Consider the following 19945-nt stretch of genomic DNA (forward strand, 5'->3'; position numbering starts at 1 on the left):
TCCTTCGATTCGGAGGACTCACACGCCTTCGCGTACCGAAGTGGTCAGTTCGGCGAGCCCAGGAAAGGCTACGCTGCCGCCCTGCCAGCGGACCGCCCGCACCGCCGCCTCGCGCAGCGCCCCGGCGGCCTCGCGCCGCAGCGGGCCCTCGGCGGCGCGCACCAGGTCCGCGTACACCCCGGCCACCCGGTCCTCCAGTACGGCGGCCAGCTTCGCCGCCGCGGCCGGGTCCGGCACCGGGAACGGCAGCGCGTACGCCGCCTCCGCGACCGCCGGCCTCCCGCCCAGGTCGTGCACCGTGCGGGCCAGCGCGTCGCGCCGGGAGCGGTGCGCGTCGTACGCCTCGCGCGCCTCGGTCCGGCGCTTGTCGCCGATCCGGCCGCCCACGACCCCGTACCCGTACACCGCCGCGTGCTCGGCTGCGAGCGCGGCCTGCACCGCGTCCAGGGTGCTCATGCGGAAGCTCCGTCCGTCAGCAGGTACACGTGCACGGCGCCCGCCGCCGCCACCGACGCCAGTAGCCTGGCCAGCTCCGGGGTGGCCCGGACCACCGCGGCCAGATGGGCGTCGGAGGCCCGCTGCTCGGCCTCGGCCAGTTCCCGCAGCGCCGCCTTCGATTCGGTGGCCACGGTCACCGGCGGGGTCCCGGCGGCCGCCCGGCCGCTGCCGCGCAGCACGTTCGCCTGCCGCGCGACCTCCGCGCGCAGCGGCCGCAGCCGGGCGCTCTCGCCGGGGTGCTTCGTCAGCAGGGCGTCGTAGTGGGCGAGCAGGTCCGTGCTCGTACGGGCCGCGGTCTCGCGCAGACGCAGCGCGGCCTTCCGGACCGCCGTGCTCGTCTCCGTACCGGCGGAACCGGAAGGGGTGCCTCCGTCCGAGCAGCCGGCCAGCAGGCCCGCCGCGGCGGCCCCGCTCCAGGCCAGCGCACGTCTGCGAGTGGTGGGCGTGCGCACTGTGTCCGTCTCCCTCGGTTCCCGGGTGATCACCGCAGGCGAGCGTACCCGCGCCTTGCCCGGGACGGACGGCAACACCCCTCCGGACCGGATACCCTTTGACCTGACACACGACGAAACAGACAACAGCACACGCGGCCGAGGAGTCACCCGGATGAGCACCACCCAGAGCGACAGGCTGCGCGAACTGCTGGAACCGCTGGTCGCCGCCAAGGGCCTGGACCTCGAAGAGATCGAGGTGTCCAAGGCGGGCAGGCGACGCATGCTGCGGATCGTCGTGGACTCGGAGGAGGGCGTCGAGCTCGACGCGTGCGCCGAGGTCAGCCGCGCGATCTCCGACAAGCTCGACGAGAGCGACGCGATGGGCGACGAGGAGTACGTCCTCGAAGTCGGCTCTCCGGGCGCCGACCGCCCGCTCACCGAGCACCGCCACTACGTACGGGCCACCGGCCGCCTCGCGAAGCTCACGCTGACCGACGGCGCCGAGCTGATCGCCCGCATCCTCGCCGTCGACGAGGCCGGACTCGACCTGGAAGTGCCGGGCGTGAAGGGGCGCAAGCCGACCGCCCGCCGCGTGGAATTCGCCGACATCGCGAAGGCCCGCGTCGAGGTCGAGTTCAACCGCAAGGACGACGACAACAAGAAGATCGTGAACGACGAGAAGGAAGAGGAGGCGTAGCCGTGGACATCGACGTGAAGCTTCTGAAGGGCTTGGCGAAGGAGAAGGAGATCTCCTTCGACCAGCTGGCCGAGGCGATCGAGCAGGCCCTCCTCATCGCCTACCACCGCACGGACGGCAGTTTCCGCCGCGCCCGCGTCAAGCTGGACCGTGAGAACGGCCATGTGACGGTGTGGGCGAAGGAGGACCCGGCGGACCTCGAAGAGGGCCAGGAGCCCAAGGAGTTCGACGACACCCCGGACGACTTCGGCCGGATCGCCGCCAGCACCGCCAAGCAGGTCATCCTCCAGCGTCTGCGCGACGCCGAGGACGACCAGACCTTCGGCGAGTTCGCGGGTCTGGAGGGCGAGGTCATCGCGGGCGTCGTCCAGCAGGGCATGGACGCCAAGAACGTGCTGGTGGACATCGGCAAGCTGGAGGCCATCCTGCCGGTGCAGGAGCAGGTCCCCGGCGAGGAGTACACGCACGGCCTGCGGCTGCGCACCTTCGTCGTCCGCGTCGCCAAGGGCGTCCGCGGCCCGTCCGTGACCCTGTCGCGCACGCACCCCAACCTGGTGAAGAAGCTCTTCGCGCTGGAGGTCCCGGAGATCGCCGACGGTTCGGTGGTCATCGAGGCCATCGCCCGCGAGGCCGGTCACCGCACCAAGATCGCGGTCCGCTCGACGCGCTCCGGCATCAACCCCAAGGGCGCCTGCATCGGCCCGATGGGCAGCCGTGTGCGCAATGTCATGGCGGAGCTGCACGGCGAGAAGATCGACATCGTCGACTGGTCCGACGACCCGGCCGAGATGGTCGCCAACGCGCTGTCCCCGGCCCGTGTCTCCAAGGTCGAGGTGGTCGACATGTCGACCCGCTCCGCCCGGGTGACCGTGCCGGACTACCAGCTGTCGCTCGCCATCGGCAAGGAGGGCCAGAACGCCCGCCTGGCCGCCCGCCTCACCGGCTGGCGCATCGACATCCGCCCCGACACCGAGGAGCTCGGTGAGGGTGAGGAGCCGGGCGAGTACCGGCGTGACAGCGGTGACGGACGTGACCGCCGGGACGACCGCGGCTGACGCGTCGCACGAGGCGAGTACGTCGCGAGGTGAGCCCGGGTGAGACCCGGGCCACATCGTTTTTTGGACCGATCTTGAGCGAGCAGGCTTTCGATTCTTGCCCCAAAGGGGTGAGGTCGGTGCGGGGAGGTAGACTTAGTCGTGTCTGGCCAAACGCATACCGGCGCATGCCCTGAGCGAACCTGTGTGGGTTGCCGGGAGCGAGCGGCCAAGAGCGATCTGCTGCGCATCGTGATGATCGAGGGTGCATGCGTCCCCGATCCTCGCGGTACGCTGCCCGGCCGGGGTGCTTACGTACACCCCGCCTCTGCCTGTTACGACCTGGCGGTCCGCCGCCGGGCGTTTCCCCGGGCCTTTCGGGGCCAGGGACCGCTCGATACCGCGCCACTGGAGAAATACGTGGCGCAGTGCGTCGAGCAGGCGACACCGTAAGACGTAACAAACGAACGGCACGGGTCCCCGTGCGGTCAGGTACCTCGCGAGTTGGAAGTAGGTCGAGATTGCGATGAGCACTCGATGAGTACGCGATGAGTACGCCCATGAAGTAGCGACGGTCCGGCGTTCAACCCGGACCTAAAAGGAGCGAAGTGGCTAAGGTCCGGGTATACGAACTCGCCAAGGAGTTCGGTGTTGAGAGCAAGGTCGTCATGGCCAAGCTCCAAGAACTTGGTGAATTCGTCCGTTCGGCGTCCTCGACGATCGAGGCGCCGGTTGTACGCAAGTTGACTGACGCACTGCAGGGTCCCGGCGGCAACGCCGGCAAGTCCGCAGCGAAGCCCGGCGCGCCCCGCAAGGCGACGCCGGCCAAGCCCGCGGCCCCGTCCGCGGCGACCCCGGCTCCGGCGGCCCCGCGCCCCGGTGCCCCCAAGCCCGGTGCACCGGCCCCCAAGCCGGCCGCCGCCGAGGCCCCCAAGAGCGAGCCCACGGCCCCCGCCGCGACCCCGGCTGCCGCCGGTCCGCGTCCGGGCCCCAAGCCCGCAGCGGCCAAGCCGGCCCCGGTCACCCCGGTGCCGCAGGCCGAGTTCTCCGCACCCGCCCCGGCCCAGAACGCGCCGGCCCAGAACGCTGCTCCGGCAGCGCCGCAGGCCGCACGTCCCGCCGGTGCCACCCCCGGTCCGCGTCCGGCCCGTCCGGCCCCGGCCCAGCGCGACAGCGCCCCCCGTGAGGGCGGCCAGCGCGACAACCGCGGCGAGCGTGGCGGCGACCGCCCCGCACGCCCCGCCGGCCAGGGCGCCCCGCGTCCCGGCGGTGCCCGTCCCTCGGGTCCCCGCCCCGGCAACAACCCCTTCACCTCCGGCGGTTCCACCGGCATGGCGCGCCCGCAGGCGCCCCGTCCCGGCGGCAACGCCCCCCGTCCCGGCGGTGCCGGTGCGCCCGGTGGCGCCCCGCGTCCGCAGGGCGGTCCCGGCGGCGCTCCGCGTCCGCAGGGCGGCCAGGGCGGCGCAGGCCGTCCGAGCCCCGGTGGCATGCCCCGTCCGCAGGGCGGCGCCCCGCGTCCGGGCGGTGCCCCCAGCGGTAACCGCCCGAACCCGGGCATGATGCCGCAGCGTCCGGCTGCCGGTCCCCGTCCTGGTGGCGGCCCCGGCGGCGGTGGCCGTGGTCCCGGTGGCGGCGCAGGTCGTCCGGGTGGCGGCGGCGGTCGTCCCGGTGGCGGCGGCGGCTTCGCCGGTCGTCCCGGTGGTGGCGGCGGCGGCTTCGCAGGCCGTCCGGCCGGTCCCGGTGGCGGTGGCGGCGGCTTCGCCGGTCGTCCCGGTGGCGGCGGCGGTGGACGTCCCGGCTTCGCCGGCCGTCCCGGTGGTCCCAACGCACGTGGTGGCACGCAGGGCGCCTTCGGCCGCCCCGGCGGTCCCGCGCGTCGCGGTCGCAAGTCGAAGCGTCAGAGGCGCCAGGAGTACGAGGCCATGCAGGCCCCGTCCGTGGGCGGCGTGATGCTGCCTCGCGGCAACGGACAGACCGTCCGCCTGTCGCGCGGTGCCTCGCTCACCGACTTCGCCGAGAAGATCAACGCCAACCCGGCGTCGCTCGTCGGCGTGATGATGAACCTCGGCGAGATGGTCACTGCCACGCAGTCCGTCTCCGACGAGACGCTGAAGCTGCTCGCCGACGAGATGAACTTCATCCTCGAAATCGTCAGCCCGGAGGAGGAGGACCGCGAGCTTCTCGAGTCCTTCGACATCGAGTTCGGCGAGGACGAGGGCGGCGAGGACATGCTCGTCTCCCGTCCGCCGGTCGTGACCGTCATGGGTCACGTCGACCACGGTAAGACCCGCCTCCTGGACGCGATCCGCAAGACGAACGTCGTTGCGGGCGAGGCCGGTGGCATCACGCAGCACATCGGTGCGTACCAGGTCGCCACCGAGGTCAACGGTGAAGAGCGCGCCATCACCTTCATCGACACCCCCGGTCACGAGGCGTTCACCGCCATGCGTGCCCGTGGTGCGAAGTCCACCGACATCGCGATCCTCGTGGTCGCGGCCAACGACGGTGTGATGCCGCAGACGATCGAGGCGCTCAACCACGCCAAGGCCGCCGGTGTCCCGATCGTCGTCGCGGTCAACAAGATCGACGTCGAGGGCGCCGACCCGACCAAGGTGCGCGGTCAGCTCACCGAGTTCGGTCTGGTGGCGGAGGAGTACGGCGGCGACACGATGTTCGTCGACATCTCGGCCCGTCAGAGCCTCAACATCGAGGCCCTGCTGGAAGCGGTCATCCTGACCGCGGACGCTTCGCTCGACCTCCGGGCGAACGCCGAGATGGACGCACAGGGCATCGCGATCGAGGCCCACCTTGACAAGGGCCGTGGTGCTGTCGCCACCGTCCTCGTCCAGCGCGGTACCCTCCGCGTCGGCGACACGATGGTCGCGGGCGACGCCTACGGCCGCGTGCGCGCCATGCTCGACGACAACGGCAACAACGTGCAGGAAGCGGGTCCCTCGACCCCCGTCCTGGTGCTGGGTCTCACCAACGTCCCCGGCGCCGGCGACAACTTCCTCGTCGTCGAGGAGGACCGCACGGCCCGTCAGATCGCCGAGAAGCGTGCCGCTCGTGAGCGGAACGCGGCGTTCGCCCGCCGTGGCGTCCGGTTCTCCCTGGAGAACCTGGACGAGGCCCTCAAGGCCGGTCTGGTGCAGGACCTCAACATCATCATCAAGGGTGACGCGTCCGGTTCGGTGGAGGCTCTCGAGTCCTCGCTGCTCCAGCTCGACGTCTCCGACGAGGTCGACATCCGCGTCCTGCACCGTGGTGTGGGTGCGGTCACCGAGTCCGACATCGACCTGGCGACGGGTTCCGACGCCATCGTCATCGGATTCAACGTCCGTGCGGCCGGCCGTGCTCAGCAGATGGCCGAGCGCGAGGGCGTCGACGTCCGCTACTACTCGGTGATCTACCAGGCCATCGAGGAGATCGAAGCAGCGCTCAAGGGCATGCTCAAGCCGGAGTACGAGGAGGTCGAGCTCGGTACCGCGGAGATCCGCGAGATCTTCCGCTCGTCCAAGCTCGGCAACATCGCCGGTGTCCTCATCCGCTCGGGCGAGGTCAAGCGCAACACCAAGGCGCGCCTCGTCCGCGACGGCAAGGTCATCGCCGAGGACCTCAACATCCAGGGTCTGCGCCGCTTCAAGGACGACGTCACCGAGATCCGCGAAGGGTTCGAGGGCGGTATCAACCTCGGCAACTTCAACGACATCAAGATCGACGACGTCATCGCGACGTACGAGATGCGGGAGAAGCCGCGCGGCTAAGGCCGACGTGCGCTAGCACCGTGCAGTGTCAGTCGGGGCCGCTCGGCGGAGATTATTTCCGTCGAGCGGCCCCGGCCGTTGCGTGTACGGTTCTTGTGTCCCTGCCAAGCAGTGGCAGCGGTACACGAACCCGAACCGGCGGGACATCCGGACACACATGTATGTGGGGACTCTGTCCTTCGACCTCCTGCTCGGCGACGTACGGTCGCTGAAGGAGAAACGCTCCGTCGTCCGGCCGATCGTCGCCGAGCTGCACCGCAAGTTCGCGGTCAGCGTGGCGGAGGTGGGGGACCAGGACCTCCACCGCAGGGCCGAGATCGGACTCGCGGTGGTGGCGGGTGACACGGGGCACCTCACAGACGTACTGGACCGGTGCGAGCGCATGGTGGCCGCCCGGCCCGAAGTGGAGTTGCTGTCGGTACGACGGCGGCTGCACAGTGACGAAGACTGAGCAAGAACACACAAGGAGAAGGACCAGTGGCCGACAACGCTCGGGCGAAGAAGCTGGCGGACCTCATTCAGCAGGTCGTCGCCGAGAAGCTCCTGCGCGGGGTCAAGGACCCGCGTCTGGGGACGCACGTGACGATCACGGACACCCGCGTCACCGGTGACCTGCGGGAGGCCACGGTCTTCTACACGGTGTACGGCGACGACGAGGACCGGGCCAGCGCTGCGGCGGGGCTGCAGAGCGCCAAGGGCGTCCTGCGCTCGGCGGTCGGGCAGGCGGCGGGCACCAAGTTCACGCCCACCCTCACCTTCGTCGCGGACGCTCTCCCGGAGAACGCCAAGACGATCGAGGAGCTCCTCGACAAGGCGCGGGCCACCGACGCCAAGGTGCGCGAGACCTCGTCCGGCGCGACGTTCGCCGGCGACGCGGACCCGTACAAGAAGCCCGGTGACGACGACGAGGACGACGCCACCGCATGAGCAACGCAGTAGTGAGCAAGACGCCGGACGGCCTTGTCATCGTCGACAAGCCGTCCGGCTTCACTTCGCACGACGTCGTCGCGAAGATGCGCGGGATCGCCAAGACCCGCCGCGTCGGCCACGCCGGCACGCTCGACCCGATGGCGACGGGGGTGCTGGTGCTCGGCGTCGAGAAGGCGACCAAGCTGCTCGGCCACCTCGCGCTGACCGAGAAGGAGTACCTGGGCACCATCCGGCTCGGCCAGGACACCCTCACGGACGACGCCGAGGGCGACATCATCTCGTCCACCGACGCGTCCGCCGTCACCCGCGAGGGCATCGACGCGGGCGTCGCGGAGCTGTCCGGCGACATCATGCAGGTGCCGTCCAAGGTCAGCGCCATCAAGATCGACGGCAAGCGCTCGTACAAGCGGGCCCGCGAGGGCGAGGACTTCGAGATCCCGGCGCGTCCGGTGACCGTCTCCTCCTTCCAGGTGTACGACGTGCGCCCGGCGGTCGCGGAGGACGGCACGCCCGTCGTGGACCTGGTCGTCTCGGTGGTCTGCTCGTCCGGCACGTACATCCGCGCCCTCGCGCGCGACCTCGGCGCCGGTCTCGGCGTCGGCGGCCACCTCACCGCGCTGCGGCGCACCCGGGTCGGTCCGTACGGTCTGGACGGGGCACGCACCCTGGACCAGCACCAGGAGGAGCTGACCGTCATGCCGATCGCGGACGCGGCGGCAGCGGCGTTCCCGCGCTGGGACGTCGACGAGAAGCGGGCCGGACTGATCATGAACGGCGTGCGCATCGACATGCCGGCGTACGAGCGCAACCCGGTGGCCGTCTACGGCCCCGACGGGCGCTTCCTCGCCCTGGTCGAGGAGCAGCGGGGCAAGGCGAAGAGTCTGGCCGTCTTCGGCTGAGAGGTTCCTTTCGGGGATGGCGTGGTGAAATCGTGGAGCGGGCGGTCGATGTACTGCCCGCTCCACGGTTTCCTCCCGCTCCCCCTCGGTTCCCCCTGACAGGGGTCTGTCCGTTTCGGGCGGGCGATTCACCCCTGCGGGCGGGCGCTCGGAGTGAATACGGGGAGTGACGGGGGGCGCTTTCGCCGGGCGTTCTTCTGCAACTGATCATCCTCTGCCTACGGTCGTGGGCAGGGGGTGTTCCTTGATGGCGGACGACGGGACCCGGCCGGTTCCGCCGGTCGTGCTGGTGCGGATCTGCGACCTGGCCGGGCGGCCGCGCGGCACCGGCTTCGTCGCGGACGACCTGGGCACCGTCGTCACCAGCCACGAGACCGTCGACGGGCTGAGCCGCCTCGTCCTGCACGCCCCGGGCGACCGTACCTGTCTCGCCGAGGCCGACGCCATCACCCCGCTGCCGGAGCACGGCCTCGCACTCGTACGCACCGAGGGGCTCGATGTGCGCCCGCTCCCGGTGACCGGGCGGACGGAGATCGCGGTCGGGACGTACGTACGGCTGGCGGCCGGGGGGTGGCGGGAGGCGCGGGTGCTGGGGGCGGCGCCCGTGACGTACACGGCGACCGACCGCTTCCATCTCCTGGACTCCGCGATGGAGTTGGCGATGGGGACGGCGGGGAGCGACGCGCTGCGGCTGGGCGGGGCGGCGGCCGGGGGGCCGGTGCTCGACGCGGAGACCGGGGCGGTGCTGGCGGTCCTCGGGACGTCGCTGACCTCGGCGCACCGGGCGGCCGGTTATGCCGTTCCGCTGACGACCAGGGCGGACGGCCCGCTGACGGGCGGGGCGGACGGTCCGCTGGGGGAGCTGCTGCGGCGGAACGCGGCGAGCGTGCCCGCGTACGGGCAGGACCTGAATCTGGCGGGCGCCCTGCAGCTGACGGCCACGTCGGTGGGGTCCGTGGGCGGTCCTGGCCTGTGGCAGGAGCCGGTCGAACGGGAGTGGCTGGTAAGGGAGTTCGCGGACTTCGAGGCGGGCGGTGCGGCGGTGCTCGGGCTGGTGGGTGCGCCCGGGACCGGACGTACCACCGAGCTCGCCGCACTCGCCGCGCGGCGGGCCCGCGGGGCCGGGCCCGCGCCGACCGTATGGCTGCGCGGGGCCGATCTGCGGGACAAGGACGCGTCGGTCGCGGCCGCGGTGGGGCGGGCGCTGGCGCAGGCGGGGCGGATCGTCGCCGCGTCCGGGGCGCCGGGGGACATGGGCGTGGCCACGCCGGAGCGGGTGGCACGGCTGGCGCGGGACGCCGGGCGGCCCCTGCTCGTACTCCTGGACGGGCCCGAGGAGATGCCGCCGGTACTCGCGCACCGGCTCGCGGAGTGGACGGCGGGGACGGCGCTCTGGCTGCGGGAGTGCGGGGCGCGGCTGGTGATCGCGTGCAGGCCGGAGCACTGGGAGCAGGCCGGGGCGCTGTATCCGCCGGAGGCATTGCACCAGGTGATGGCGGACCGGCTGCCTCCGGCGGTCCTCGTGGGGGACCTGGCGGAGGCGGAGGCGGGCCGCGCGCGGGAACGGTACGGGATCGAGGCCGGGGCGCTCGGGGAACCGGACGCCCGGCATCCGCTGACCCTGCGACTGCTGGCGGAGGTAAGGGCGGCGCTGCCGGGCGGCACGGCGCCCGGGTGCCCGACGCGGGAGGAGGTCTTCGAGGCGTACCTGGGTCTGGCGTGCTTGCGGGTGGCGGTACGCGTGGCCGCCGCCCGGCGTCCGGCGCTGCGCGGCAGTGCGGTGCGGCGACTTGCGGCTGAGGTGTCCGGCCGGTTGCACGAGGCGGCGCGGCGGTGTCTGGGCCCCGGGCAGGGCGAGTTGGGCCGGGCGGCCTTCGAGGAGATCTTCCCGTGGCGCACGGGGTGGGCGTCGGCGGTGCTGACGGAGGGGGTGCTGGTGCCGGCGGGGGGCGGATACCGCTTCGCGCACGAGGAGGTGGCGGACTGGGTGCAGGGGGCGCACCTGGATCTGGGGGAGGCGGTGCAGGGGCTGGTGCACCGGGGGACGGCGGAGGTGCTGGGGGTGGTGTCCGGGGCGACGTCGCCCCGGACACCACCCGTGGTGGGGGGAGTGTGGCCGGGGGCGGTGCGAGTGCCTGCGCAGGGGCGGAGGACGGGCGGGGTCCGGGACGGGGATCCGGGAGGCGAGGGGGACGCGCGGGTGCTGCCGGTGCCGCGTCATCGGATCGGTCCCGTGGTGGAGGCCATGCTCCTGCTGGAGCGGAATGTCGGGACCGCCGAACTGGCCGTGTGCCTGCGGGAGTTGATCGCCTCGCTGGAGGTCATGGAGGGCGAGGAGAGCGCCGACGCCCAGTGGTGGGGTGCCCAGCTGCTCGCGGAGACCCTGCTGCGGGTGCCCGACGTCGGGCCGTACAGCGCCGTGCTGAAGGAGCTCGCCGAAGCGGTCACCGCGCGCTCGCTGCGCGCGGGCGGCCCGCGGGGGCTCGGGGGCCTCGGCCGGTTCGGGCCCTGGTTCTGGGAGCGGATCGCGGTCGACCAGGCCGAACGGGTCGACCTGCTGCGGGTGCTGGTGCTCGCGGACGGGGTGCCGGACCACCAGGCGTCCTCTCAGCCGGATCACCAGGCATCCCCTCGGCCGGATCACCAGGCATCCCCTCGGCCGGATCACCAGGCATCCCCTCAGCCGGACCAGCAGGCGTCCCCTCGGCCGGAGCACCAGGACCAGGCGCCCCCCGAGGCTCTCCCTCCCGCTCCCCGCTATCTCGACGCCCTGGTGCGTCTGCTCGTCGTCGACGTGCGGCGGGTGCAGGTCCTCCTGTGCGGGTGGTTCGGGGACGGGCGGGTGCTGCCGGGCGGGGCCGGGCTCACCGTCGCCGAGGTCGCGCAGGTCGTGCTGCACACGCACCGGGGGCTCGCCGTCGACGACCTCGTGGAGACGCTGGTGGAGGCGGGGCACGAGCGGGCCGACGAGCTGCTGCACGTCCTCGCCGTCGACGAGAGCGCCGCGCTGTGCCGGGCCGTCGACCGGTGGGCGCACGACGGGCGGGCCGAGCGGCGGGTGGCCGCCGCCTCCTACGGGGGCGTGGTGGCTCCGCACGCGGCCGGGGCCGCGGACCGGGAGCTGCTGCGGTTCGCCGCACTCGCGCTGCTGGCGCGGGGCGAGGACCTGAGCCTGCACGGGGCGGCGCTGGCACTTCTCGTACGGGATCCGGCTTCGCGGTCGCGGTTCCTGCCGCGTGCCGTGGCCGCGTTCGTCGTCGGCGAGCCGCGGGTGCCCGCGGACGCGCTCGTCGCCGCGCTGAGCACGCATCCGGAGCCCGTGCTCGCCGCCCTCAGGACCGGTCTGCACGCCGCCGACTCCCGGGCGGGCGAAGTGCTGGCCGCCCTGGCGGGGGTGAACACGCCCGCTCTCGCCCGCCGCGCCGCCGCCCTCGTCGCCGAGTACCTGGCCCGGTGCCCGGACGGTGCCGGGCACGTGGCCGCGTACGTCGACGCGCGCCTGGAGAGCGGTCCCGGCGCCAGGGCCGTGCTGTTTCCGCTGGTGAGCGGGGCGCTGCGGGGGAGTCCTTGGCAGGTGAGGAGTGTGCTGGCGCCGGTGCTGGCCGCGCCGGGGAGCACCGTTTCCCGGGCACTGCGGGCCGAGCTCCTCGACGTGCTCCTGGAGTACGAGGAGTTCGAGGAGTACGTGCGCGAGTGCCCGGGGCGGGAGGGGCGGGAACCCGCCGTGCTGGACGCCGTGCTCGTGGCCGCCGCGCGCGGGGCGCGGGTCCGGGACGAGGAGTGGACCCGGGAGCTGGTGCGGCGGGCCGGGACGCTGCTCGTCCGCACGCCGGACGGCGCCACGCGGTTCGACCGGCGGCTCGTGGCGCTGGCCCGCGAGGTGCCCGGATTCGCCCGGCTGGTCGCCGGGTGGCTGGCCGCGGCGCCGCAGCAGTGGGCGGCCCTGGTCGGTCCCAGCTCCCGGCGGACGGTGCAGACGCTGGCCGAGGCGTCGCCGCCCCACCAGGGGCACGAGGGCGGGGACGGGGGCACCGATGCGGGGTGCCGGGCGTGGGCATGGCAGTCTTAGACCTGCGTAAGAGCAGGCTTCGGGGTCCGTCCGGACCTCCTGGCAGCCAACATCACGTACAAGAGACGTACAAGGAGCGGTCACAGTGCAGCGCTGGCGTGGCTTGGAGGACATCCCCCAGGACTGGGGACGCAGCGTCGTCACCATCGGCTCCTACGACGGCGTGCACCGCGGGCACCAGCTGATCATCGGGCGGGCGGTGGAGCGCGCCCGCGAGCTGGGCGTGCAGTCCGTCGTGGTCACCTTCGACCCGCACCCGAGCGAGGTCGTGCGTCCCGGCAGCCACCCGCCGCTGCTGGCCCCGCACCACCGGCGCGCCGAGCTGATGGCGGAGCTGGGGGTCGACGCCCTGCTGATCCTGCCGTTCACCGCCGAGTTCTCGAAGCTCTCGCCCGCCGAATTCGTGGTGAAGGTGCTGGTCGACAAGTTGCACGCGCAGCTCGTGGTGGAGGGCCCGAACTTCCGCTTCGGGCACCGCGCCGCCGGGAACGTGGCGTTCCTCGCCGAGCTGGGGCCGACCTACGACTACGGCGTCGAGGTCATCGACCTGTACGTGAGCGGAGCGGCGGGCGGCGGCGAGCCGTTCTCGTCCACGCTCACCCGGCGCCTCGTCGCCGAGGGCGACGTCGCGGGCGCCGCCGAGATCCTGGGCCGTCCGCACCGGGTCGAAGGCGTGGTCGTACGGGGCGAGCAGCGCGGCCGCGAGCTGGGCTACCCGACCGCCAACGTGGAGACCCTGCCGCACACGGCCGTACCGGCCGACGGCGTGTACGCGGGCTGGCTGACCGCCGACGGCGAGCGGATGCCGGCGGCGATCTCGGTGGGCACGAACCCGCAGTTCGAGGGCAAGAAGCGGACCGTCGAGGCGTACGCCATCGACCGGGTGGGTCTCGATCTGTACGGGCTGCACGTGGCCGTGGAATTCCTGGCGTACGTGCGCGGCATGGCCAAGTTCGAGTCGATCGACGCGCTGCTCGAAGCGATCGCGGACGACGTGAAGCAGTCGCGGGCGCTGATCGCGGACGCGGACGCCGCCGCGAAGTAGCAGTCGCGGAAAGGGGGGCCTCCTGACCGGAGGCCCCCCTTTCCGTCAGCGCTCACCTTTCCGTATGTGCTCGGGCCTTCCGCATGCGCTCAGCCGGTGTGCACCTCCAGTGCCGTCCGCACCGCCGACTCCAGCGCCCCCTCGATCCAGGCCGGCTTGACCGAGGTGTGGCAGCCCGCGAAGTGCAGCCGCCCCTCGGGGGCCGGGATGTCCGGGAAGAGTTCCGTGTGCTGGCCGGGCAGCAGCACCGACGCCTCCCCGTACGCATACGGGTCGCGCATCCACGACTGGGTCCTGCCGACCCCTGTGTAGAACACCTCGATCCGCTGCCCGTACACGTCCTGCACCCCGCCCAGCGCGCGCGGGTAGCGCTCCTCGTCGTCGAGGGAGTCCCACTTCAGGGCGTCGTCGGCCCAGCTGTACGAGGCGAGCAGCACTCCGCCCGCACTGCCGGGCACCGGGTACGACGGCTCGAACATGAACCGGTTGGGGTTGTCGGTGATCGATCCGCCGCCGATCACCGGGACCGCTTCGGGCTGGTCCCGCCGGGTGGCCCGGTGCGCCGCGTAGTGCACCCGCTGGCTCCGCGAGATGTGCTCCTCCGGTACGGAGGGGTGGGCGCCGAGCAGCGTGCCGTCGGCCGGGGCCCTGCCGCGCCGGTAGGCGTCGTACAGGCCGGGCCCGACCGCGTTCAGCTCCCGCTGCCAGTCCGCCTCGTCGAACTCCCACCAGCGGCGGGAGAATTCCAGCAGCACCTTGGTCGCCGAGTCGTAGTGCACCTCGGTGATCGCGCGCCGCTTCCGGTACGAGAGGGCGGGCGTGAAGGCGACGTGGCGCAGCCCGCTGAACGGCACGGTGAGGATCACCTCGTCGCCGTGGAAGGTCTCCTGCACCACGTCCTGCCCGTCGCGGCCCTCGGAGACGGTGTGCACGTCGACCCCGCGCCCGTCGTGCTCGACGCGCACCGCGCGCCGGTCGAGCCGTACGGAGTCCTTCACCCGGTCGTAGAGCGCGTCGGTGAACGTCGCGGTGCCGCCCGGCAGTTCGTAGAAGGCCGTGTCCGGGCTGATCAGGGCCGCGGAGAGGAAGCTGTGCAGGAAGGCGAGGTGCAGCCGGGACGTCATGTTCTGGACCGTGCCGACCAGGTCGATCGTCGCGTCGTCGAGCTTCGCCTGCTCCGTCAGGTACCGGTACATCGACCAGTGGCCGTACCTTTCGAGGACCGTCGCCCAGCCCTCCACCAGCGCGTCGCCGCTCTTCCCGTCGATCAGCGCGCGGGCGGGCGCGAGCGCGGTGCGCACGATGTCGGCGGCGGTGACGTTCTCGTACCGTGCGGGGACGCCGAAGGAACGATTCACCGCACGGGGGTCGCGCTGGTAGTCGGCCCGGCGGGCCCGGACGCCGTTGACCAGGATCCAGGTGCGCAGGGCGGGCATGCCCGAGACGTCCACGTCCGACAGGTGGAAGCGGCGGCGCTTGAGCCCGAGGGCGTCGAACAGGCCGGTGGCCAGCGGGTGGCTGTCGGGGATGCGCATCGCGCCGGCCTCGGCGTACTGCCCGGGGTCGGCGAACGGCTGCGCGGCGTTCTCCTGGCCGCCGGTGCGGAAGGTCTTGACCCGGCCGCCGACCCGGTTGCCGTTGGCCTCGATGACGGTGACCCGGTGACCGGCCTGGAGGAGGAGGTGCGCGGCGGTCATCCCCGCCGGTCCTGCCCCGACGACCAGGACCTTCTTGGGGGCCCGTCGGCTGCGCGGCAGGCCGTCGCCGAGGAGGATCCGCGAGTAGCCGGGGACCAGCGGCTGGTTGTCCCGGTCGAGGACGAGGACGGCGCGGGCCACGGCGAGGCAGACGTCGCGGGGCACGGGGGCCTGGGCGGGCGCGTGCGCGGGGGCCTGCGCGGGGGAGAGCGGCGGGGACGCGGCGGTGGCGGCCGCGGTGCCGGGGAGGGCGAGGCCGGCGGCACCGACACCGGTCGCGGCGATGACCGTACGCCTGGACGGCTGTGCATTCTGCTGGTTTTCGTACCCTTTCCATGTCATTTGGCCTACGTTCCGGCCCGGCGGGCCGGAGAGAGCAGGAAACACTCGCACGAGTGGAGCGATTCACTCGTTCCGCCCACCGGGAGCGGGGTACCTGGGCACCCGGGCCCGCTCCTTCTTGTGCCCCGCCGCTACGCCCGCCGGGTCGCCGCCGCCCAGTGGCAGGCGACCTGGGGGGCGTCCCGGTGCGCGGGAAGCACCGGCAGCGCTTCCGTACGGCACTGGTCCGCGACCCCCGCCGCAGCCGCCTCGCCCGAGGCGAGGATCTGGCAGCGGGCGTGGAAGCGGCAGCCCGACGGGATGCGGGAGGGGTCCGGGGGCTCACCGGTGAGCACGACCGGTGATCCGTCCGCCTCCGGAAGGACCGACAACAGGGCCTGGGTGTACGGGTGTTGGGGTGCGGTCAGGACGTCCTCGACGGGTCCGCTCTCCACGATCCGGCCCAGGTACATGACGGCCACCCGGTCCGCGATGTTCCAGGCGAGGCCGAGGTCGTGGGTGACGACGAGCGCGGACAGGCCCAGCTCGTCGCGGAGTTGGAGGAGCAGCGCGAGGATCTCGCCGCGCACGGAGGCGTCGAGGGAGGCCACCGGCTCGTCGGCGACGATGAGTTCGGGGCCGAGGACGAGGGCGCCCGCGATGACGACGCGCTGGCGCTGGCCGCCCGAGAGCTCGTGCGGGTAGCGCAGGAAGAACCGCTCGGGCGGCCGGAGACCGGCCCGGGACAGGGCCTCGCCGACGGCCGCGCGTTCGTCCCCGTCGTAACCGTGGATACGGAGGCCCTCGGCGACGGCGTCGTACACGGTGTGCCGGGGGTTGAGGGAGCCGCTGGGGTCCTGGAGGACGAGCTGGACGCGCTTGCGGTACGACTTGAGGGCGCGCGAGCGGTAGTCGAGGGCGGCCCCGCCGAACGCCACCTCGCCGGAGGTGGGGCGGGCCAGACCGAGCAGGGTCCGGGCGAGGGTCGTCTTGCCGCAGCCGGACTCGCCGACCAGGGCGAGGATCTCGCCGGGCGCGAGAGCGAGGTCGACGCCGTCGACGGCACGGGCGGGGGGTTCGCCGCGGCGGCCGGGGAAGGTGAGGTGGAGGTCGTGGGCGGAGAGGAGGGGGGTGGTGGAGGTGGCGGTGGGGGCGGTGGTCATCTTTGACTCCCTCGGGGAGAAGCGGGCGGTGTCGGCATCTTCAGCCTGTCGGGGGGTACCCCCTGGTCCTTAGGACCTTGGGGGAGTTTGAGGGCACGGGGCGGAGCCGGGCACGGGGCGAAGCCCCGGACGTCAGCCCCCACCCAGCCCCGCGGCGAGCGGTTTCGGGAAGGGGCGGGGAGGGGCGGAATCCGCGAAGCGGCCCACCCACCGGCACCGGTGCGGGCCGGTGCGACCCACGCCCGCTCAGGGGCCGCTCCCCGCAGGGTCCGGGGAATGCTGGACCGGGACCGTCGTCCCCACATGCACACACGCCGCCCGGTGCAACGGCCCCGCGTTGCGCAGTACCTGGTCGTCCGTGGAGCAGGACTCCAGCGACACCACGCACCGTGGGTGAAACGTGCACCCCGACGGCAGGTCGGCAGGATCCGGCGGGTCACCCGGCAGCCCCCGCGGGGCGCCCCGCGACGCGAGGTCGCCGACGCGCGGGAAGGCCGCGGACAGGGCGCGCCCGTAGGGGTGCTGGGCCCGGGAGTAGACGTCCGCCGCCGGTCCCTCCTCCACCACCCGCCCCGCGTACATCACCGCCAGCCGGTCGCAGGTGTCCGCGAGGACCGCCAGGTCGTGGCTGATCATCAGCAGGGAGATGTTCTGCTCGGCGACCAACCGCTCGATCAGCCGCAGGATCTGGGCCTGGATCATGACGTCCAGGGCCGTCGTCGGCTCGTCGGCGACGATCAGGTGCGGGTCGCAGGCCAGCGACATGGCGATCATGACGCGCTGGCGCTGGCCGCCGGAGAGCTCGTGCGGGTAGGCCTTCGCGCGGGCGGCGGGCAGCCCGACCTGTTCGAGGAGCTCGGCGGCGCGCCTGCGGGCCGCCGCCGGGGTCGCCTGCCGGTGGATCAGGACCGGTTCGGCGATCTGGTCGCCGATGCGGTGCACCGCGTTGAGCGAGTGCATCGCGCCCTGGAAGACGATCGAGGCCCCCGCCCACCGGACCGCCCGCAGCCGCCCCCACTTCATGGTGAGGACGTCCTCCCCGTCGAGGAGGATCTCGCCGGTCAGCTTCGCGCTCGCGGGCAGCAGCCGCAGCAGCGCCAGTGCGAGGGTCGACTTGCCGCAGCCGGACTCGCCCGCGACGCCGAGCTTCTGCCCGGCCGCGAGGGTGAGGTCCACGCCTCGTACCGCATGGACGTCCTTGCCGTACGTGACGTGCAGGTTCTTCAGTTCCAGCACCGGTGCCGCGCTCGGACTGTCCGGCGTCCTCAGCGTCTTCGGTGTCTGCGGCGTCCTCAACGGGGCACCCCCAGCTTCGGGTTGAGTACGGTCTCGACGGCGCGCCCGCACAGGGTGAAGGCCAGCGCGACGAGTGCGATGGCGAGTCCCGGCGGCGCCAGGTACCACCAGTGTCCCGACGACACCGCGCCCGCCTGGCGCGCGTCCTGCAGCATGCCGCCCCACGAGACGACGTCCGGGTCCCCTAGGCCGAGGAAGGCGAGGGTCGCCTCGGTGAGGATGGCGCTGGAGATGCCGAGGGTGGTCTGGGCGAGGACGAGCGGCATGACGTTGGGCAGCACGTGCCGGGTCATGACGTGGGCGTGGCCGCCGCCGAGCGCCCGCGCGCGCTCGATGTAGGGGCGCGACTCGACGGCCAGGGTCTGCGCGCGTACGAGACGGGCGGTCGTCGGCCAGGAGGTGACGCCGATGGCGAGGACCACCGTCCAGATGCTGTGCGACAGCACGGTGGCCAGGACGATCGCCAGCACCAGGGAGGGCATCACCAGGAACCAGTCGGTGACCCGCATCGCGACCGTGGCGAACCAGCCGCCGAAGTGCCCCGCCAGGATGCCGACCAGCGTGCCGATCGCGACCGACAGGGCCGCCGCCATCAGCCCGACGGCCAGCGAGACCCGCGCCCCGTACAGCAGCAGCCCGAACAGGGAACGCCCGAACTGGTCGGTCCCCAGCGGGAATTGAGCGCTGGGCGATTCGAGGGCCTGACCGGGGGCGTTCGTCACGTTCTGTACGTCGCTGCCGACGAGGAGCGGGGCGGCCAGGGCGATCACGGCGATCAGGATCAGCCCGGCAAGGCCGATCAGCCCGGCCCGCTGCGCCCGGTACTGCTTCCAGAACCGGGCGGCGGACTTGCGGCGGCGGGTCCACGCGAGGGATTTCGCGGTGTCGGCGCGTACGGGCCTGGACTCATCGGATTCAACGGATTCATCGGATTCGGCGGGCTCGGTGGGCTCGGCGGACTCGGTGGATTCGGCAGTCATCGGCCCACCCTGGGGTCGAGCAGTGGATACAGCAGGTCGGCGAGGAGGTTCATCAGGATCATCGCGCCCGCGAAGACCACGAACAGGCCCTGGACCAGCGGCAGATCGGGCACGCTCAGCGCCTGGTAGAAGAGCCCGCCCAGGCCCGGCCAGGAGAAGACCGTCTCGACGAGGATCGAACCGGCCGCCACATGGCCCAGGTTGATGAAGATCATGGTGATGGTGGGCAGCAGTGCGTTCGGCACGGCGTGCCTGCGGCGTACGAGGGAGTCCCGCAGGCCCTTCGCCCGCGCGGTGGTCAGGTAGTCGCTGCCCATCTCGTCGAGCAGCGAGGAGCGCATGACCAGGAGGGTCTGCGCGTATCCGACCGCGACCAGGGTGAGGACGGGCAGCACCATGTGGTGGGCGACGTCCAGGACGTGCGCGAACCCCGTCTCGTTGCCGGACTCCATGCCGCCGGTCGGGAACATGCCGGGGATCGGCCCGATGCCCACCGAGAACACGATGATCAGGAGCAGCCCGAGCCAGAATCCGGGGATGGACCAGAGGGCCAGCGCGATCCCGGTGTTCAGCCGGTCGCCGAGCCCGCCGTGCCGCCAGGCGGAGCGCGTACCGAGCAGCAGCCCGAGCGCCGAGTAGACGAGGACGGCGACGCCCGTCAGCAGCAGCGTCGCCGGGAACTTCTCCGCGATCAACTCCCCGACGGGGGCGTGGAACTGGTACGAGATGCCGAGGTCGCCGGAGAGCGCCTTGCCGCAGTAGTCGGTGAACTGCTGCCACATCGGCTGGTCGAGCCCGAACTGCCTGCGCAGTACGGCCAGTTGCTCATCGGTGACCTGCCGGCCGTGCGTCATCGCCCGCACGGGGTCCCCGGGGATGATCCGGAACAGGAAGAAGCTGGTGACGAGCACGGCGAACAGCGAGACGGCGGCGCCGCCCAGCTTCCCCGCGACGTACAGCAGATAGGCGGTCTTCGGCCCGACGGCGCGCGCGAAGGCGCGGCGCGGCGGCCCGGACTTCACCGGGCCGCCGTCGGGTTTCCGCACCACGGCGGGGGTGCTTGCGGTGCTCATGGCGGGGTGGGGTCCTCCGGACTGTTCGCGGGCCGTGTGCGGTGC

Annotated in this window: 16 protein-coding genes; 9 read left to right on the forward strand and 7 right to left on the reverse strand. The window is 72.6% G+C overall.

Annotated elements, in window-relative coordinates; genetic code table 11:
• Positions 1–18 precede the first annotated feature (18 nt).
• Both ACH4SP_RS33775 and ACH4SP_RS33780 read right to left on the reverse strand, forming a co-directional pair.
• Positions 19–456 carry a ferritin-like domain-containing protein gene (locus ACH4SP_RS33775; protein WP_398420686.1) on the reverse strand — a complete coding sequence of 146 codons (438 nt, stop codon included), beginning with the start codon at positions 454–456 and terminating at the stop codon, positions 19–21.
• Positions 453–950 (reverse strand): hypothetical protein, encoded by a 498-nt coding sequence (locus tag ACH4SP_RS33780; RefSeq protein ID WP_398420688.1) that lies wholly within the window; start codon positions 948–950, stop codon positions 453–455. Before ACH4SP_RS33780 ends, ACH4SP_RS33775 begins: the two co-directional genes overlap by 4 nt.
• A gap of 154 nt (positions 951–1104) precedes the next feature.
• Between ACH4SP_RS33780 and rimP the strand changes: the two genes are divergently transcribed.
• From rimP to ACH4SP_RS33825, 9 genes are all read left to right on the forward strand, one after another.
• On the forward strand, positions 1105–1629 hold the full coding sequence (gene rimP / locus ACH4SP_RS33785) for a ribosome maturation factor RimP (RefSeq protein WP_398420690.1): 525 nt from the start codon (positions 1105–1107) through the stop codon (positions 1627–1629).
• Between the two features lie 2 nt (positions 1630–1631).
• Positions 1632–2684, forward strand: coding sequence for a transcription termination factor NusA (gene nusA / locus ACH4SP_RS33790; protein ID WP_398420691.1), 1053 nt, complete (start codon positions 1632–1634; stop codon positions 2682–2684).
• 141 nt (positions 2685–2825) lie between these two features.
• A complete protein-coding gene (locus ACH4SP_RS33795; protein WP_398420693.1) occupies positions 2826–3116 on the forward strand; it encodes a YlxR family protein in 291 nt (96 codons plus the stop codon).
• A gap of 155 nt (positions 3117–3271) precedes the next feature.
• Positions 3272–6427, forward strand: a complete 3156-nt coding sequence (gene infB, locus ACH4SP_RS33800; RefSeq protein ID WP_398420695.1) for a translation initiation factor IF-2 — start codon at positions 3272–3274, stop codon at positions 6425–6427.
• Between the two features lie 157 nt (positions 6428–6584).
• Complete coding sequence (locus ACH4SP_RS33805; protein WP_398420696.1) at positions 6585–6878, forward strand: DUF503 domain-containing protein; 294 nt, start codon at positions 6585–6587, stop codon at positions 6876–6878.
• A 26-nt stretch (positions 6879–6904) separates the two neighbouring features.
• Positions 6905–7354: a 30S ribosome-binding factor RbfA gene (gene rbfA, locus ACH4SP_RS33810; protein ID WP_398420698.1), complete on the forward strand. Its 450-nt coding sequence runs from the start codon at positions 6905–6907 to the stop codon at positions 7352–7354.
• Positions 7351–8256, forward strand: coding sequence for a tRNA pseudouridine(55) synthase TruB (gene truB, locus ACH4SP_RS33815; protein WP_398420700.1), 906 nt, complete (start codon positions 7351–7353; stop codon positions 8254–8256). Before rbfA ends, truB begins: the two co-directional genes overlap by 4 nt.
• A gap of 247 nt (positions 8257–8503) precedes the next feature.
• Positions 8504–12325, forward strand: coding sequence for a trypsin-like peptidase domain-containing protein (locus tag ACH4SP_RS33820; protein WP_398420702.1), 3822 nt, complete (start codon positions 8504–8506; stop codon positions 12323–12325).
• Positions 12326–12410: 85 nt separating this feature from the next.
• Positions 12411–13370 (forward strand): bifunctional riboflavin kinase/FAD synthetase, encoded by a 960-nt coding sequence (locus ACH4SP_RS33825; RefSeq protein WP_398420704.1) that lies wholly within the window; start codon positions 12411–12413, stop codon positions 13368–13370.
• Positions 13371–13459: 89 nt separating this feature from the next.
• Here ACH4SP_RS33825 and ACH4SP_RS33830 read toward each other — a convergent pair whose 3' ends face one another.
• The 5 genes from ACH4SP_RS33830 to ACH4SP_RS33850 all read right to left on the reverse strand — a co-directional run bounded on the left by ACH4SP_RS33830 (position 13460) and on the right by ACH4SP_RS33850 (position 19900).
• Positions 13460–15409 (reverse strand): flavin monoamine oxidase family protein, encoded by a 1950-nt coding sequence (locus ACH4SP_RS33830; protein ID WP_398420705.1) that lies wholly within the window; start codon positions 15407–15409, stop codon positions 13460–13462.
• Positions 15410–15540: 131 nt separating this feature from the next.
• Positions 15541–16551 carry an oligopeptide/dipeptide ABC transporter ATP-binding protein gene (locus ACH4SP_RS33835; RefSeq protein WP_398420706.1) on the reverse strand — a complete coding sequence of 337 codons (1011 nt, stop codon included), beginning with the start codon at positions 16549–16551 and terminating at the stop codon, positions 15541–15543.
• Positions 16552–16797: 246 nt separating this feature from the next.
• Positions 16798–17847 carry an ABC transporter ATP-binding protein gene (locus ACH4SP_RS33840; RefSeq protein WP_398420708.1) on the reverse strand — a complete coding sequence of 350 codons (1050 nt, stop codon included), beginning with the start codon at positions 17845–17847 and terminating at the stop codon, positions 16798–16800.
• Complete coding sequence (locus ACH4SP_RS33845) at positions 17844–18827, reverse strand: ABC transporter permease (protein ID WP_398420709.1); 984 nt, start codon at positions 18825–18827, stop codon at positions 17844–17846. Before ACH4SP_RS33845 ends, ACH4SP_RS33840 begins: the two co-directional genes overlap by 4 nt.
• Positions 18824–19900 carry an ABC transporter permease gene (locus ACH4SP_RS33850; protein ID WP_398420711.1) on the reverse strand — a complete coding sequence of 359 codons (1077 nt, stop codon included), beginning with the start codon at positions 19898–19900 and terminating at the stop codon, positions 18824–18826. Before ACH4SP_RS33850 ends, ACH4SP_RS33845 begins: the two co-directional genes overlap by 4 nt.
• Positions 19901–19945: the final 45 nt, after the last annotated feature.

Origin of the sequence: Streptomyces sp. NPDC021093, from assembly GCF_044333135.1 — a bacterium.
In the GTDB taxonomy this organism is placed as follows: Bacteria; Actinomycetota; Actinomycetes; order Streptomycetales; family Streptomycetaceae; genus Streptomyces.

Excerpts from the sequence above, each read along its gene's own strand:
- ACH4SP_RS33775 (WP_398420686.1), bottom strand. The coding sequence starts at position 456 with ATGAGCACCCTGGACGCGGTGCAGGCCGCGCTCGCAGCCGAGCACGCG.
- rimP (WP_398420690.1), top strand. The coding sequence starts at position 1,105 with ATGAGCACCACCCAGAGCGACAGGCTGCGCGAACTGCTGGAACCGCTG.
- ACH4SP_RS33805 (WP_398420696.1), top strand. The coding sequence starts at position 6,585 with ATGTATGTGGGGACTCTGTCCTTCGACCTCCTGCTCGGCGACGTACGG.
- truB (WP_398420700.1), top strand. The coding sequence starts at position 7,351 with ATGAGCAACGCAGTAGTGAGCAAGACGCCGGACGGCCTTGTCATCGTC.
- ACH4SP_RS33820 (WP_398420702.1), top strand. The coding sequence starts at position 8,504 with ATGGCGGACGACGGGACCCGGCCGGTTCCGCCGGTCGTGCTGGTGCGG.
- ACH4SP_RS33830 (WP_398420705.1), bottom strand. The coding sequence starts at position 15,409 with ATGACATGGAAAGGGTACGAAAACCAGCAGAATGCACAGCCGTCCAGG.
- ACH4SP_RS33835 (WP_398420706.1), bottom strand. The coding sequence starts at position 16,551 with ATGACCACCGCCCCCACCGCCACCTCCACCACCCCCCTCCTCTCCGCC.
- ACH4SP_RS33845 (WP_398420709.1), bottom strand. The coding sequence starts at position 18,827 with ATGACTGCCGAATCCACCGAGTCCGCCGAGCCCACCGAGCCCGCCGAA.
- ACH4SP_RS33850 (WP_398420711.1), bottom strand. The coding sequence starts at position 19,900 with ATGAGCACCGCAAGCACCCCCGCCGTGGTGCGGAAACCCGACGGCGGC.